Origin of the sequence: Caballeronia zhejiangensis (assembly GCF_000698575.1) — a bacterium.
In the GTDB taxonomy this organism is placed as follows: domain Bacteria; phylum Pseudomonadota; class Gammaproteobacteria; order Burkholderiales; family Burkholderiaceae; genus Caballeronia; species Caballeronia zhejiangensis.
Map to the genome: position 1 here is coordinate 85,616 of NZ_JFHD01000015.1, position 14,044 is coordinate 99,659.

Consider the following 14,044-nt stretch of genomic DNA (forward strand, 5'->3'; position numbering starts at 1 on the left):
CCCAAACTGATAACTAGATTGGACCATCATGCTCGCCGAACCGTTGCCGCAAACGACAGACATCGAAAAATTCGCGGAAGATCATGAGCGCTTCGCGCGACACACGCCATCCGAAATATCGATCGTTCTGCGAACGCTCGTGCAGCGGGGCGACATGCTCACCGTGACGAGCGGGCGCGGACAGATCGTTACGCAACTGCTGAAAACCGACGCGCGCGAAGCGTGCATCGTGTTCGACTGGGGCGGCGTCGAGGCGGACAATCGTGTGCTGCTCGAAGCGCGGCAGTTGTATTTCAAGGGTGCGCCGGACGGCGTGCGCGTCGAATTCACGACGCTCGCCGCGCGCGCCGTGACCTACGAAGGACGTCAGGCGTTCGAAGTGCCGTTCCCCGAGAAGCTCTATCAGTTCCAGCGTCGCGAATACTTCCGCGTGCCGACGCCGGTTCTCGAACCCTTCTACGCGAAAGGCGCATTCGCCGACGGCGAAGCGTTCCGCCACGAAGTGCACGACCTGTCGCTCGGTGGCATCGCGCTGCGCATGGACACGCCGCGTCTCGCGGAAACGGAGCGCGGCACCTTGTTCCGCGATGTCGTGCTTCATCTCGGTCCGGGCGCGGCCTTGCCCGTCGATCTCGAACTCGTGTCGCCGCGCTCCGTGACGACGCCGCGCGGCGATGTGCGTTACGTCGTCGGCTTTCGCTTCGTGCGGCTTTCGGCCGCCGCGGAGAACGTGCTGCAGCGGCTCATCACGCGCATGGAAGCGAAACGCCGCAGCCTGTCGGCCTGAAGGCGCGGAAAGGGCGCGCAACGCGTGGAGTAAAATGCGTGCCTCTTTCCACTCACGACGACGCATGTTGCGCAAGGCCTGGCGCGGAGAAGAACGCTTCTGGAAAGTCTGGTGGCTGTTGGGCGTGCCGATCCACCTCGCGTGGTGGTTCGTCTATCTCGACCTCTGGACGAGCGGCGTCACTCCCGAAACATTTCTGCTGATCACCGTCTGGTTCTGGCCCGGCATGCTCGGCGTATTCGCCGTGTGCTCGGCGCTGTATCTGCTGTGGTGCACGCTCGCGTGGCGCTGCGCGGGCAATGTCGATCGGCGCGTATGGACGATCGTCGCGCGCGTGCTGATCGGCGTCGGGATCGGCTCGTTTCTCACCGAATGCACGCTGATTCTCACCGCACCGTTCGTCTGATCGGACCGTCATTGCGCGCACGCGCGCCGGCTTAGCGTGCACAATGTCCGGGCTTGCAGCACGCCAACGAACGACGGACAACGACGCGCATGCTCAACGAATTCGCCAAGACGGTCCTTGTGATCGTCGCCGGATTGTTCCCGATCATCAATCCTCCCGCGACGGCGCTCGTCGTGCTGAGCATGCTGCCGCATATCGGCGACGCCGATCGCGCCGAGCTCGCGCGGCGCATCTGCATCAACAGTTTCGTGATCTTGCTCGCGTCGCTTTTGATCGGCGCTTATGTGCTGACGTTTTTCGGGATCTCGATTCCGGTGTTGCGCGTGGCGGGCGGTTTCGTCGTCGCGATGGCGGGCTGGAGCCTGCTTCAGACGCCCGATGACGACGACGGCGCCGAACCCGCGCCCACGCCGCGCGGCGGCGCGTCGCTGCGTGCGAAGGCGTTCTATCCGCTGACGCTGCCGATCACCGTCGGGCCGGGTGCGATCGCGGTCGCCATCGCGCTCGGCACGGGCTCGCCGCGTCATGGGCTGCAGCCGGTGCATCTCGCCGGCGTGGGCGTCGGGCTTGTCGTTCTGTGCGCGAGCATCTATGTGTGCGTGCGATTCGCGGGGCATTTGGAGCGCCTGCTTGGCGCCGTCGGAACGCAGATTGCCATGCGCCTTTTCGCGTTCATCATCTTTTGTATCGGCGTGCAAATTCTCTGGCTCGGTTTGTCGGAACTGATCGCATCGGTTCAGCTCAACGTCAAGTAGAGCGGGAGACGGGGTTTTGATGGCGGATCGCAGGAACTTCGCAGGCACCGTTGGTATGGGCTTTTTGCTGATGATGGTTTTTATGGTTCTTCGCCGGATCCCGTGTTGGTGTCGGTCTATTGGCGTTGCCCCTGTCCTAATGCACCGACACGAAAACGCGATCCGGCGAAAAAAAAGGCCGACACGATCACGGGACCTATCGCAAAAAACATCAAAAAGGCAAGAGATTCCACTTAACAATAGCGCGGACGTCGCGCTCAAACCCGAGCACACTCATCGCGGCGGTATCCATCGCGAGATGCGCCCCAAGAGCCGGCGATCCCGTCGCCCACTGCGCCCCGAACACGCGCGAAAAATGCGCGTGCGAAAAAAGTGCGATGTTCATCGCATTCGTCGCGAGCAGCTTGTCGATGAGCGCCTGCGCGCGCCTGCCGACATCCGCGAGATTTTCGCCCTCCGGAATCGGCGATGACCACACCGACCAGTCCGGCGCCTCTTCACGGATTTCCGGCGTGGTGCGGCCTTCGTAGATGCCGTAATTCCACTCGTGAAGCTCGGACTCCACCGTCGCGCGATCGCCCAGACCCGCGAGCCGGCAGGTTTCGATCGCGCGGCCCATCGGGCTCGTCAAAACTAAGTCGAAAGACTGCGACGCGAGCACCGGCGCGAGCGCCCGCGCCTGTCTGCGTCCTTCGTCGGTGAGCGGAATGTCGGTCGTGCCGGTGTGCTGGCCCGACTTGCTCCACTCGGTCTCACCATGCCGGATCAGCCAGATATGCATGCCGCCTTTCATGTTCATGTCGTTCACCCGATGTCTGATGAATGCTCTCGCCGCGCCCCGCGCAACACAGGTTCGGATTCTGCACCGATCGCCGAAGCCGCGCCGCGAAGCTGCCCACTCAGTCCACCTCGCGCGTCGCGAACGCCTTCAGCAGATGATGCGCGATCGCGAAGGGCTTCGGCGCGGAAAGTCCCTGTTCGTGCGTGCCGTCGAGCATCGCGCGGATCTCCTCGCGCGTGAACCAGCGCGCATCTTCGAGCTCGTTCCTGTCGATGGTGATATCGGTCGTGACGGCGCGCGCGAAGCATCCGATCATCAACGATGAAGGAAACGGCCACGGCTGCGACGCGAAATAGCGCACGTCCGTGCAGCGGATGCCCGCTTCCTCCACCACTTCGCGATACACCGCGTGCTCGAAAGTCTCGCCCGGCTCGACGAAGCCCGCAAGCGACGAATACATCCCCGGCAGAAATTGCGGCTGACGGCCGAGCAGGCAGCGTTCGCCATCCGTGACGAGCATGATGACCACAGGGTCGACACGCGGAAAATGCTGCGCCTTGCAGTTCGGACAGATGCGCCGCCAGCCCGCGCCCGCCGAATCGGTCGGATGGCCGCAGTTCGCGCAGAAGCGATGCCGGCGATGCCAGTCGAGCATCGATCGCGCTTCGCCGAGCGCGCTGACGAGCGGCGGCGACACGAGACCCTGCATCGCGATGGGGCGCAGTTCGACCGCTTCGACATCGGCGAGGCTCGGCGTTTCTGCATCGAAGGAATGGGCGAACAGCGCGCGGCGGTCGGCGTCGCGGCCGAGAAGAACCGTCTGCGCGGGCGCGCCGAGCGTCGCGATTTCCTGCGCGACGAAAAGGGGATCGTGACCGTCCGCGCGCTTGAACAGCGGCACGTTGTTCACGAACAGCAGAAAGCGCGTGGCGGGATCGTCGCGCAGGCCGGCGACGAAGGTTTCATCGTCGCGCTTCTCCGATACGCGATCGAGCGGATCGAGTGTAAAACCGATGGCATGAGGCGGCGTGGGCATAGTATTTTTCGTGTGTGGCGGCGCGCGGAAGCGGCGCGACGCGTGACGGGAAGATGCAAGGCCAACCGGGAATCGTAACGAACTTGGCGCGTCCTTGCTGGAGGACGCACGGAGACGTCGATGATCACGCTCTATTCGTATCCTCAGTTGTTCGGCCTCGAAGACAACAATCCGTTCGGACTGAAGGTGTTCGCGTTCCTGAAGCTCGCGGCCCTGCCATTCGAGCATCGTCACGTGCTGGACACGAGCGCCGCGCCGCGCGGGCAGTTGCCGTATCTCGTCGACGGCGATGAAACCGTCGGCGACAGCGATGCGATCATCGCGCATCTGAAGAGCAAGCACGCAATCGAACTGGACGACGCGCTGGGCGCCGCGCAGCGCGATCTCGATCTGCTGGTCCGCCGCACGCTCGACGATCTTTACTGGGTGATGTCGTACTCGCGCTGGCGCGACGACCGCTACTGGCCGCAGTTTCGCGATGCGCTCTTGACGCAGCATCCGGACATCGGCGCCGACGCGCTCGAAGGCGCGCGCAAATACAACTTCGAACGCTATCGATATCAGGGCATCGGCAGATACGAGCCGGACGCCGTGTATGCGCGCGGCATCGCGAGTCTCCAGGCAATAGCGAATCTGCTCGGCGACGGTCCGTTCATGTTCGGCGACGCGCCCGCGAGCATCGATGCCGCGCTGTACGGGTTCGTCGCGAACATCTGGTTCTACGACATCGATACGCCGCTCAAACGATTCGTCGCCACGCGCGGCAAGCTCGTCGAACATTGCGGCGCGGTGCGCGAACGCATGGGCCAGGGAGCGGTGGCGTGACATTTTCGAAGCGGATCGTCGACAAGGAGACGTCATGGACTGCGCTGAGATCTACACCGACGCCGACGGGCACTCGGCATTCAGGACCATTCGCGTGTTCGAAACCGTCGCCGTGCCGTTCAACGGCATTTCGGTGACGCTATCGCCGCCGCAGCCGTGCGAGAGCGTGCTGGTGCATGAGTTCGACGAAGGCTATTTTCTCGATCGTCATAATCCGCCGTCGCGGCAGTATGTCGTCGTCCTCGAAGGCGAGCTTGAAATCGCGGTGCAGGACGGGGACATCGCACGGCGCTTCGCGGAAGGCTCGGTGTTCGTCGCAGGCGATCTGAAAGGCTCGGGGCATTCGACGCGCGCGCTTCGCTCGGGTCGCGCCCTCGTCATCAACCTGCAAGGATGAAACGATGCTGCTCGATAAAAAACTGGCGGTCGTGACCGGCGCAAGCTCGGGCATCGGATTCGCCACCGCGCAACGGTTCGTGTCGGAGGGCGCCCGCGTCGTGATCAGCGGACGCAACCAAGAGAGACTGCGTCAGGCCGCGCAAACGCTCGGCGAGAATGCGCTGTGCGTCGTGGCCGACGCCGCCAGTCCGGCCGACATGCAGCGTCTCTATAAAGCCGCAGTCGAGCATTTTCAGCGCGAGATCGACGTTCTGGTCGCCAACGCCGGCATTTCCCGGCAGACGCCCGTGCGCGAAACCTCGCTGGAACAATTCACCGATGTCTTGAACATCAACGTCGGCGGCGTGTATGCGACGGTGCGCGAAGCGCTGCCTTCGCTCGCGCGGCCGGCATCGATCGTTCTCGTGGCATCGCTCGCGGCCAATCAGGGCACGAAAAATTTCTCGGCATATTGCGCGTCGAAGGCGGCTGTCGTTTCTCTGGCCAAAAGCTTCGCCGCCGAATTCGTCGAGCTCGGCATACGCGTCAACAGCATTTCGCCGGGCGTCGCGAACACGCCGATCTTCGACAGCTTGGGCATGTCGGAGACGCAATTGCTGGAGTGGGCGAAAGTCATCCCGATGAAGCGCCCGGCCGACCCCGCCGAGATCGCATCGGCGGTCCTTTTCCTTGCGACGGATGCATCGCAATACATGACCGGCGCCGATCTAGCCGTCGATGGCGGCATGTCGGGGATCAGTCCGTTTTGATCGCCGCCGACGCCAACGGCTCGCTCGGCGGCTCGATGCGCCGCACGCTGACGCTGACGTCCATCCCGGCGAAGTCCTCCGCGGCGCCGAACCACGATCCGGACACCGGCGCCGCCTGTTCGGGCTTGCGCGTGTACGCGACGCGGATCAGATCGGTGCCGCCGACGAGCGAGTTCGTCGGATCGTAGGGCACCCAGCCCGCGCCCGGCAAAAAGACGTGCAGCCATGCGTGCGTCGCGCCCGCGCCGACGACGAGCGGCTCGTCGCGGCTCTCGATCTGTCGCGCGCCCTGCTGCAGCCCCGTGTTGCGGACGGCCGGCGCAGCGGGCGTGTCGAGCGCCTGATCGTACAAATACCCGGACACGAAGCGCGCGGCCAGTCCGAGTCCGCGCACGACTTCCATCATCAGCAGCGCGAAATCGCGACAGGTGCCGCTGCGCCGATTCAGTGTCTCCGACGGACGCTGCGTGCCCATCGCGTCGCGCGACTGATACTGAAAGTCGCTGCGAATGGCGGCGTTGATGTTCCCCAGAATGTCGCGCGTGTGCGTGACGCCGCGCCGGGGCAGAAACTGCGCGACCCAGTCGCGCAGCATCGGCTGATCGTCGGGATACTGCGGCGGCAGGAAAGACGCCAGATCGAGCCGGTCCTCATCGGCGTACTGAAACGGATAATTCTCGGCTTCGGGCGCGACCGGCAACTCCAGATTCCTGATGCCGAAATGCTCGATGACGAAACGCGCGCGCAGTTCGAGCGTGTCGGCGGGCACGCGCGGCTCGACGACCGCGACCGAATTGGAAAACACGTCGTGCATCCAGTACTGCGTGCTGTGCGGAGCGGCCGCGAGCGTCGCCGACAGCACGCGGATATCGTGCGCGGCGCGCGGCCGGAACATCACGCGATGCGGCGAGAATTCCACCGGCGTGTTGTAGCGATAGGTCGTGACGTGCTCGACTTCGAGAAAGACGGACATGTGCCACCTCCGGGCCAGCGCTGCACGATCGGGTCGACCCGACAATCATGCCACTGGCGCGCCGCCTTGAACATCAACGCGTCACGAGCACGAACGGAGCGACGCCGCCATACGCCGAACCGCTGCTGAACGATCGCAGGCCGAGATCGACGTCTCTGTATTTTCCGTCCGCGCGCTGCCTCAACTGATTGACGGACCAGACGCCGTCCTGCTCCAGAAGAATGGATTTCGTTTTCGGCTCGTACTGGAGATACGCCATCGACTTCGACGAACTCAGCGCGGTCGTCTTGCTTCTGCTCGTCACGTCGTAGAGGATGACCGAGCTCGGGCTGTTGGCATTGTCATCGGCGAAGAGAATTTGCTGATTGTTGATCGCCGCGATGAACTTCGGATTCTTCTCCGGCAGATCGGTCAGCACGCGCGTGAAGCCGCTCTCCAGGTCCATCTCCGTGAGATTGCCCTGTGCATTCGGCGACGCGAATCCGACGAAATACGCTTTCTTCGCATCCGGCGTGACGGTGAACTCATCGCGCGGCGCCGCCGGCGCCGAACCGGCCGGATAGCCGCCCCTGATGAAGCCGCTCGCCGATTCGATGCGCAGCACCTCCAGCCTCGTTCCCCGCTCGTTCGCGAGCGCGAAGATGTGCTCGCTGTCATTGGCGGCCGTCGCGATCTTGATGACGCTGAATTCTTTCGGCAGCACGAGCATTCTGACGAGCGTTCCCGAATCCGTATCGACGACGTGGATGATATTTTTGTTCCACAGATAGACCTGATTTCCGGTCAACGCGGGCTGAAAACCATAGCCGGTGAACGTCGTCAACATCGGACCGATGGGCGTGATGCGCACGACCTTGTTGCTCGCGGTGTCGATGGTGGCGAGATCGACGGACGTCGAATTTCGCTCCATCAGCACGTGCAGCCGCTTGCCGTCGGCGCTTGCGAACATCTGATCGACGCGCTGATAGTCGCCGCCCAGCGAAAGATCGATCGACGCCTTCACAGCGCGCGAAGGAAACTCGTAGGCGGTAATCCGCGCCGGCGCCTGCGCACGCGTCAGCGTGTACACCGTCTGAGTGGAAGGCGGCGGCCCATAGTATTTCTGCACCATGTCGATGTCGGTGGCGCTCAGCTTGCCGTCACCGTTCCATTCGGGATTGCAGTAATTCATGATCGAAGCGACATCCCACGCGCCGATCGTCGTGTCGCCGTTCGTGCCCTGCGCGGGCTCGTTGCAGGTCGAAGGCGTGTCGGGCCGGTTCTGCTCGTGCGCGAAGCCCAGCGCGTGACCGAATTCGTGCGCGGCGATGCGGCGTATGCAGTATTCTTCGCGTCCCTGGCAACTTTGACTCCAGTTCCTGAACGTGAAGTTGAGCGCCATTCCGCCGACCGCGTTGTTCAGCATCGCGCCGAGGCCGAAAGTATGCGGCCCGCTCTGCGCGCTGTCATCGACGCTGATTCGGATCCCGAAGTAATTGGGGTCATTCGTGCATTGCTGCCAGCCTGTGAAACGCACGCCCGAATGCTGTTCCCAGGTTTCCTGAACTGCGAGGCGGCTCCAGTTTCGTGCCGACGCGAAGCGCGCGAAATCCGCGTTGTTCATGTCCCAGCACACGCCGATGGGAACGCGGCTCCAGATGACGGTCGACAACGCGTAGCCCTTGGTCGTCGATTCGGTCTGTGAAGCCGGCTGTCCTGCGATGCTTTTCGTGCTCTGGCCTGAGACATCGGAGCCGGCGTCGCCGCCGCATGCACTGATCAATACTCCTGATGAAATAGCCAGGACCATCCCTCGTATCCTTCTCATTTTGTTCTCCATGTATAGAGACCACGTCAACGCATGGCGGAAGGAAATCTGTTCTCAGCGTGTCGCGTCGCTGAAATACTTATTAGGATTGTTTCCGAGAGATTCTGCCTTTCAGCAGCAGTACGTCAATAATTAATTTTCCTTATTGCCGGATAGGGAACCCTTACTGGATCAGGAGTCCAGCCGATTCCAAGTTCGCCGCGACGCCAGGCCCTTGCGGCTCAGCGTCCTTTCCACGGCACGAGCCGCTGCTCCAGCGCGCGCATGCCGAAGTCGAAAATCCACGCGATCGCGCCGATCAGCACGATGCCCATCACCACCACGTCGGTGCGCAGAAAGCTCGACGCGTTGAGCACCATCTGGCCCAGGCCGGCGGTCGCGGCGACCATTTCGGCGGCGACGAGCGTGGTCCAGCCGAAGCCCACGGCGATGCGCAGGCCCGTCAGTATTTCGGGCAGCGCGGCGGGCAGCACGACGAACCGCACGACTTGCCCGAAGTTCGCGCCGAGCGACCACGCGGCGTTCACCTGCTCGGCAGTCGCGCTCCTGACGCCGGCGCGCGCGGCCATCGCGATCGGCGCGAAGCAGGCGAGCCAGATGACGACGATCTTCGCGGTTTCATCGATACCAAAGTAGATGACGACGAGCGGTAGATACGCGAGCGGCGGCAGCGGCCGATAGAACTCGAGCGGCGGATCGAGCACGCCGCGCGCGATGCGGCTCACGCCCATCAGAACTCCGACCGGCACCGCCGTGACAACCGCGAGCGCGAACGCGCCGAACACGCGGATCGCGCTCCACAAGAGATGCTCCGAGAGCGGCAATCCGCCCTGAAGCCGTCCGTGCAACGCGTCGATGAACGCCTGCCAGACCGCCTCGGGCGAAGGCAGAAAGAGCGGCGGCAGCCAGTGGAAATGCGTGGCCGCCCACCACAATGCCGCGAGCGTCGCGACGCACAGCGCGCTGGGCAGTGCGGTCGGCCCCGCGCCCGGCATCCCGCGATAGCGCGCGCGATGCTTCGTGCGGGTGACGCGTCGCGTGGCTGGCGATGCGCTTGGGGCGTTCGGCAGCGGGACATCGTGAGCGGGCCGGTTCACGCCGCCTCCGTCTCGGTGCGATGCAGGCGGCGCGTCAGCCGCTCCCGCCATTCGATGAACGCGGGCGACGATTTGACGGCGCGCGCATCGCGGCTGCGAACGTAGTCCCGCGAGAAGGGCAGTTCGTGCACCTCTTCGATGCGGCCCGGACCTGGCGTCATCAGCACGAGGCGCGTCGCCAGAAAGAGTGCCTCTTCCACGCTGTGCGTGATGAAGAACACCGTCTTTCCGGTGCGCGCCCAAACGTCGAGCACGAGTTCCTGCACGGTTTCGCGCGTGAGGGCGTCGAGCGCGCCCATCGGTTCGTCCATCAGCAATACTTCGGGATCGCTCGCGAGCGCGCGCGCAATTCCGACGCGCTGCTGCATCCCGCCCGACAGCGCGTAGACCTTCGCGTGTTCATGTTGCGCGAGGCCGACGAGCGCGAGCGTGCGACGCGCGATCTCGCGGCGCTCGTCGCGCTTCACGCCGCGAAAACGCAAGCCAAGCGCGACGTTGTCGATGACGTTCAGCCACGGCATCAGCGCATGCTTCTGGAACACGACGCCACGCTCGGCGCCGGGCCCGTCGATCGGTTCGCCATTCAGCGACGCTTCGCCTTCGGTCGGCTCCAGGAAACCCGCGAGACAATTCAGCAGCGTGGTCTTGCCGCATCCCGATGCACCCAGCGCCACGACGAACTCGCCGCTGCCGATCTGCAAGTCGACGCCTTGCAACGCGGGCGTGCTCGCGCCTTCATACGTGACGCCGAGGTTGCGGATGGAAAGCGATGTCATTTCGCGGCCTGCTGCACGAAGCGCGGATCGACGCCCGTGGAGTAATCCGCGAGCACGTTCTGAATCGTGCCCTGCTGTTTGAGGAACTGAGCGGTTGCCGCGAGCGACTTTGCCGCCCCGGATTGCGCTCCGCCGCCGAGCCAGGTCGGCGACGCCTGCTCGCCCGCGCTCGGGAAGGCGTAGAGCGCGAGACTCGCGGGCACGTCGGCGGGATTCGCGCCGGATTCCTGCGCGACGGCCTGCACCTGTTTCGACGCGGCGGTCCAGTCGGCTTTGTGATCGCGGTATTGCGCGTCGGTATCGGCGAGCACTTTGACGAAACCGTTCAGGAACGCCGAATTGTCCTGCGCGAACTTGCGCGACGCGACGAAGCCGTCGAAGGTCGCCTTGCCCGATTCCTTCGCCACTTCGCCCGACGTGATCAGCACTTTGCCGTTCTGCTTGGCTTTGGCGAGCACCGGGTCCCAGATATACGTCGCGTCGATATTGCCGCGTTCCCACGCCGCCGCGACCTCCGGCGGACGCAGATTGACGATCTTCACCGTCGACGGATCGACGCCTGCCTGTTGCAAGGCGACGAGCGCATGAAAATGCGACGTCGACACATACGGCACGCCGAGCGTCTTGCCTTTCAGATCCGCGAGCTTGCTTACGCCCGAGCCGTTGCGCGCGACGAGCGCCTCGGCGTCGTTGATGTTGTCGAGAATCCAGAACAGCGAAAGGTCGACGCCTTGCGACAAGCCCGCCGCGATCGGGCTGGAGCCGGCTTCGCCCAACTGAATGGAGCCCGATGCGAGCGCGCGAATGACATCCGCGCCGCTGCCGAGCTTGCGATACGTGACCTTGTATCCGGTGGCTTTCTCGACGGCGCCGCTCGCCTGCGCATAACGCCAGGGCACGACCATGTCCTGATAGCCGATGACCACTTCGCGCGTTTCGGCGTGTGCTTGAACGGGCGCCATAGCAGCGAGAACGATGGATGCGATGCCGGCGATCAGCGCGCGGCGATGGATCGAAGGTTTCATGGAACGGACGAAATGATGTGGTGAAGCCTTCGACTATAGGCACTTTGCGTGCCGCGGCTACGAAGCAATCGTGCGTAGCAAATGACGCGGCGCGTGCTTCGCATATTCGCCGTGCGCCGTCATATGGTTATCGGAAGAACTGCGCTCAGGAAGACAGTTTCCCGAGTCTTCAAATGCCAAATGGATAATTCCTTATCGATAGAAATTGGATCGCCGCGGGCGGCCCCGGCGTTAGCATGAGCATCCTCTCCAACCTGTCCTTCGGTTCATTCAAGCGATGTCCAATCTTCCCCGCTTCGGCGTCTGGGCGCTCGTGCATGGCAGTCGCGCGGCGTTGCAGGATCCCGCCGAGCCCTACGATGCCTCGTGGGCGCGCAACAAGGCGCTCGTGCTAGAGGCCGAGCGCCTCGGTTACGACTCCGTGCTCGTCGCCCAGCACACGATCAATCCGCACGATCCTTCGCTCGATCAGCTCGAAGCGTGGACGGCATCGGCGGCATTGGCTGCGCTTACGTCGCGCATCGAGATCATCGCGGCGATCAAGCCTTATCTCTATCATCCGGTCGTGCTCGCGAAGATGGCGCAGCAGATCGAGCACATCAGCGGCGGACGCTTCGCGATCAACCTCGTCAATGCGTGGAATCGTCCGGAGCTGGAGCGCGCGGGCATCGGCTTCGCGGAGCATGACGAGCGCTATGCGTACGGACGCGAGTGGATCTCGGTCGTCGATGCGTTGCTGCGCGGAGAAGCCGTGAAGCATCGCGGCGACAACTTCCGGATCGACGACTATCAGTTACGGCCCGCCGATCCGTTTCGCGCGCGTCCGCGCATCTATGTCGGCGGCGAGTCGGAGCCGGCGCGCTCGCTCGTCGCGGCGCATGGCGATGTGTGGTTCATCAACGGCCAGCCGCACGACGACGTTGCGGCCCTGATCGCCGATGTCTCCGCCCGCGCGCGCCCGGCGGGGCACGAGCCTTTGCGCTTCGGCCTGTCGGCGTTCGTGATCGCGCGCGAGACGCAGGACGAAGCGCAGGCTCATCTCGAACATCTGTTCGCGCTGGCGGAACTCGACAAGCCGCTGCGCGAACGGCAAAAGGCCAATACCGATCCGAACGCGGTGATGCACCAGACCTTCGCGCGATCGGCGCGCGTCGGGTCGAACGGCGGCACGGCCGCGGACCTCGTCGGCGATTACGACACGGTCGCGCGGCGCATCGTCGACTTTCATCGCGCGGGCATCGAACTCTTCATGCTGCAATTCCAGCCCTTCGAGGCCGACATGGCCCGCTTCGCGCACGAAGTCGTGCCGCGCGTGCGACGTCTGCTCGACTAAGAAAGCGCGCCGTCCCGTCCGCCTTCGACAAGGGACGGCGCGCGCGATCAGAAGAACGCGCCCGTGGGCGGCAATTGCCCGGTCAGCAGGTTCTGTCCGAGAAAGCGTTCCTTGTAGACGCGCGGATTGTGCGACGCGATCACCTTGATGTTGCGCCAGTGCCGGTCCAGCGCGCCGACGCGCGACACGACGGAGCCCGAGCCGAGATCGATCAGCCAACTTGCGATCTGCGGGGCGAGATCGTCGATCACGACCTTGGCTTCCGATGCCGCGAGCGTGGCCGCGAGCGTCGCCTCGTATTCGTCGCGTGTGCCGTGTCGATCCCATGCGCGCTGCAACGCGCCGGCCGCGCGATCCGCGATCGCTTCGACGCTCGCCGAATACGCGCGGATACGGCCGAGCAGCGATTGCAGCACGGGTTCATCGACGGGATGCGCGGCTTCACCGTGATAGAAGTTGCGTCCCCGCGCGCGCAGCACGTCGACGGCGTCCAGCGCCACGCGCCGCACGATGCCCGCGATGCAGTTGGTGAGATAAACCTGATGAAACGTAAAGCCCCAGGGCGCGGCTTCATCGGACTTCGGCGGATCGGGCGGATAAAGCTGCGCGGCTGGAACCGTCACATCGCGAAACCGCGCCGTTCCCGAACCTGTGAGGCGCTGGCCGAAGCCTTGCCAGTCATCGTCGTCGTCGACGCCCGCGCCGCGTTCCAGCACGTACTGCACGGTGCGGCCCGCGCGGCTTTCCACGGCGAGGCCGGTGAACGCGTCGTTATACAGATTGCCCGTCGCGTAGATCTTGTCGCCGGAGCCGACGTACACGTCGCGCGACGCATCCCATTCGAGCCGACTGAGGACTTTGGTCGGACGCGCGCCGGCGGCGACCACGTCGCTGTCGACGAAGCTCAGGCCGATGGTCTTCTTCTGCGCGGTCAGCTCCAGCACGCGCGTATGGAACGGTTGCTCGCGTCTCCGGAGCGCGGCTTCCACTTGCCACAGATGATTGCGAAACGCGTGGGCGATGTTCGAATCCGCCGCGGCGAGATCGCGTGCGACGATGAAAAGCCCGTTCAGCGAAACGCCGCTTCCGCCTGCATCGACGGGAAGACGCAGCGCGCCGAAGCCGAGCGCCTTGAGCTTTGCAATCTCTTCGTGCGGCAGCCGGTGCCCGCGTTCGCGCTCGGCGGCAGTCGCGGCGATGTCACCGATGATCTCCGAAAAGCCGAGCGCGGCGGACAGCGGGGAGACGAGCGTCGGTCCGGCGCTCGTCGGATAGTTGACGTCAGACATTCGTGC

15 protein-coding genes are annotated in these 14,044 nt (G+C 64.1%); 7 read left to right on the forward strand and 8 right to left on the reverse strand.

The genetic code is table 11. From position 1 onward, the window contains the following. Positions 1-28 precede the first annotated feature (28 nt). The 3 genes from BG60_RS19625 (at position 29) to BG60_RS19635 (ending at position 1,948) form a co-directional block, all read left to right on the forward strand. Positions 29-787 carry a flagellar brake protein gene (locus BG60_RS19625; RefSeq protein ID WP_008349023.1) on the forward strand — a complete coding sequence of 253 codons (759 nt, stop codon included), beginning with the start codon at positions 29-31 and terminating at the stop codon, positions 785-787. 64 nt (positions 788-851) lie between these two features. After that, positions 852-1,193: a hypothetical protein gene (locus BG60_RS19630; protein ID WP_008349022.1), complete on the forward strand. Its 342-nt coding sequence runs from the start codon at positions 852-854 to the stop codon at positions 1,191-1,193. Positions 1,194-1,282: 89 nt separating this feature from the next. Further along, on the forward strand, positions 1,283-1,948 hold the full coding sequence (locus tag BG60_RS19635) for a MarC family protein (protein ID WP_008349021.1): 666 nt from the start codon (positions 1,283-1,285) through the stop codon (positions 1,946-1,948). A gap of 211 nt (positions 1,949-2,159) precedes the next feature. Here the strand turns inward: BG60_RS19635 and BG60_RS19640 are convergent, their stop codons facing one another. Together BG60_RS19640 and nudC are read right to left on the reverse strand one after the other, a co-directional pair. Then, positions 2,160-2,747 (reverse strand): histidine phosphatase family protein, encoded by a 588-nt coding sequence (locus BG60_RS19640; RefSeq protein ID WP_033536518.1) that lies wholly within the window; start codon positions 2,745-2,747, stop codon positions 2,160-2,162. A gap of 100 nt (positions 2,748-2,847) precedes the next feature. Next, positions 2,848-3,765, reverse strand: coding sequence for an NAD(+) diphosphatase (gene nudC / locus BG60_RS19645; RefSeq protein ID WP_008349019.1), 918 nt, complete (start codon positions 3,763-3,765; stop codon positions 2,848-2,850). A gap of 120 nt (positions 3,766-3,885) precedes the next feature. Between nudC and BG60_RS19650 the strand changes: the two genes are divergently transcribed. Genes BG60_RS19650 through BG60_RS19660 form a run of 3 tightly spaced genes read left to right on the forward strand, consistent with a single transcriptional unit; the run spans position 3,886 to position 5,738 of the window. Next, positions 3,886-4,590, forward strand: coding sequence for a glutathione S-transferase family protein (locus BG60_RS19650; RefSeq protein WP_008349018.1), 705 nt, complete (start codon positions 3,886-3,888; stop codon positions 4,588-4,590). Positions 4,591-4,624: 34 nt separating this feature from the next. Continuing rightward, positions 4,625-4,987: a cupin domain-containing protein gene (locus BG60_RS19655; protein WP_008349017.1), complete on the forward strand. Its 363-nt coding sequence runs from the start codon at positions 4,625-4,627 to the stop codon at positions 4,985-4,987. Between the two features lie 4 nt (positions 4,988-4,991). Then, on the forward strand, positions 4,992-5,738 hold the full coding sequence (locus BG60_RS19660) for an SDR family NAD(P)-dependent oxidoreductase (protein ID WP_034472414.1): 747 nt from the start codon (positions 4,992-4,994) through the stop codon (positions 5,736-5,738). Here BG60_RS19660 and BG60_RS19665 read toward each other — a convergent pair. The 5 genes from BG60_RS19665 to tauA all read right to left on the reverse strand — a co-directional run bounded on the left by BG60_RS19665 (position 5,725) and on the right by tauA (position 11,416). Continuing rightward, positions 5,725-6,711 (reverse strand): transglutaminase family protein, encoded by a 987-nt coding sequence (locus BG60_RS19665; protein WP_008349015.1) that lies wholly within the window; start codon positions 6,709-6,711, stop codon positions 5,725-5,727. The two genes, BG60_RS19660 and BG60_RS19665, sit on opposite strands and share 14 nt — an antisense overlap. A gap of 73 nt (positions 6,712-6,784) precedes the next feature. After that, entirely contained in the window at positions 6,785-8,473 is a 1,689-nt protein-coding gene (locus BG60_RS19670; RefSeq protein WP_008349013.1) for an ATPase, read from the reverse strand. Between the two features lie 266 nt (positions 8,474-8,739). Further along, a complete protein-coding gene (locus BG60_RS19675; RefSeq protein WP_008349012.1) occupies positions 8,740-9,615 on the reverse strand; it encodes an ABC transporter permease subunit in 876 nt (291 codons plus the stop codon). Continuing rightward, a complete protein-coding gene (locus tag BG60_RS19680; protein ID WP_008349010.1) occupies positions 9,612-10,391 on the reverse strand; it encodes a taurine ABC transporter ATP-binding protein in 780 nt (259 codons plus the stop codon). Before BG60_RS19680 ends, BG60_RS19675 begins: the two co-directional genes overlap by 4 nt. Further along, positions 10,388-11,416, reverse strand: coding sequence for a taurine ABC transporter substrate-binding protein (tauA, locus tag BG60_RS19685; protein WP_008349008.1), 1,029 nt, complete (start codon positions 11,414-11,416; stop codon positions 10,388-10,390). The genes BG60_RS19680 and tauA overlap by 4 nt, the downstream gene beginning before the upstream one ends. Before the next feature lie 277 nt (positions 11,417-11,693). Here tauA and BG60_RS19690 point away from each other — a divergent pair, with 277 nt between their 5' ends. After that, positions 11,694-12,749, forward strand: a complete 1,056-nt coding sequence (locus BG60_RS19690; RefSeq protein ID WP_008349006.1) for an LLM class flavin-dependent oxidoreductase — start codon at positions 11,694-11,696, stop codon at positions 12,747-12,749. Positions 12,750-12,796: 47 nt separating this feature from the next. Here the strand turns inward: BG60_RS19690 and BG60_RS19695 are convergent, their stop codons facing one another. Beyond that, entirely contained in the window at positions 12,797-14,038 is a 1,242-nt protein-coding gene (locus tag BG60_RS19695) for an acyl-CoA dehydrogenase family protein (protein WP_008349004.1), read from the reverse strand. Positions 14,039-14,044 lie beyond the last annotated feature (6 nt).